Origin of the sequence: Burkholderia sp. 9777_1386 (assembly GCF_015712265.1) — a bacterium.
Taxonomy (GTDB): domain Bacteria; phylum Pseudomonadota; class Gammaproteobacteria; order Burkholderiales; family Burkholderiaceae; genus Burkholderia; species Burkholderia cenocepacia.
The window spans coordinates 1-885 of the sequence record NZ_JACCQB010000134.1 but is presented as its reverse complement, the minus strand read 5'-3'; the positions used below and the strand labels follow the sequence as shown (position 1 = coordinate 885).

Below are 885 nucleotides of genomic sequence, written 5' to 3'. Positions count from 1 at the left end.
ACCCCCTTTGCCTGATGACCATAGCGAGTCGGTCCCACCCCTTCCCATCCCGAACAGGACCGTGAAACGACTCTACGCCGATGATAGTGCGGATTCCCGTGTGAAAGTAGGTAATCGTCAGGCTCCCCTCAAGCCAGAAACCCCCGCCCAAAAGGCGGGGGTTTTTGCATTGGTGCGCCAAAAAAGCATGCGGCGAAGCGCCGTGTGGCACGAGTTGGGTGTCGAAGGCGTTGGCTCAAATCGAAATCGTCTCCTCGAGATTGGCCAACTGCATCTCGCCCGTCGGGATGCCTGTACGCCAGCAACTGATGTTGCTGAAATCCCGAACCTTCTATTTTTCGTTTGTGTCGGCGGCCATCAGGTCCGCGGCGAGAAATCGCCTTGGGCAACTTCGCCAGAGTAATCTTCCGTCCGGCCTTGCTCGACACAGGCGCCCGCCAGGTCTGGCTAACCCCCGTCACCCGATAATCGATCAACGCGCCTTGATCGCCGGTGTATCCAGCGTGTCTTCTGCCTCGGCGCGCTGCGCATATCGCGTGGCAGCGGGTGCGCCCTACGCTCGCTCTATTTCCCGCGGGTTGGTGGCAAGAACGGGTGGGATGTCCGCGCTTCCGGCTCTCTTGTCGCAAGTGCCAAATGTGCGTGCGTTCCTCGCGAAACCACGCGACCGAGCTGCGTCGCGCCAGGGAAGCGCGGCGTGGCTATTAGGCGGCATTTCCGTTCTAACTCGCTATATCTCCGCCTGAAATAGCCCTATCGTGTAGTGGTCTAATGAATCCGGACACTGATTTAGGCGAGAATGGTCGCCATGAAGAGGTGTCTGATGAGCAAGCAACGACGTACGTTTTCCCCGGAGTTCAAACAGCAAGCCGCCTGTCTGGTGCT

At 58.8% G+C, this 885-nt stretch carries 1 rRNA gene; it reads left to right on the top strand.

From position 1 onward, the window contains the following. Positions 1-10: 10 nt before the first annotated feature. Positions 11-123: ribosomal RNA gene (gene rrf / locus H0X91_RS34695) — 5S ribosomal RNA — on the top strand. Positions 124-885: the final 762 nt, after the last annotated feature.